1 tRNA gene is annotated in these 242 nt (G+C 59.1%); it reads left to right on the top strand.

Annotated elements, in window-relative coordinates:
• Positions 1–2 precede the first annotated feature (2 nt).
• A tRNA-Met gene (locus tag AC0IW9_RS31760) sits at positions 3–76 on the top strand.
• Positions 77–242 lie beyond the last annotated feature (166 nt).

Here is a 242-nt window from a genome sequence, read left to right on the forward strand (position 1 = left end):
ACCGCGGGGTGGAGCAGCCCGGTAGCTCGTCAGGCTCATAACCTGAAGGTCACAGGTTCAAATCCTGTCCCCGCATCCCACGCTCCCAGTACTTCCCAACCAACACCCGATCGCTCGCCCTGCATACGCAGTGCGGGTCTTTTTGCGTCTAGGGCCATGGCAACATCGTAACCGTCAGCTGTTTCCCGCCTTGAGATGATGGCTGGTTTTGGCCGATGTCGTGGGCATGACAGACGACACCA

The organism is Belnapia sp. AC561 (assembly GCF_979252845.1).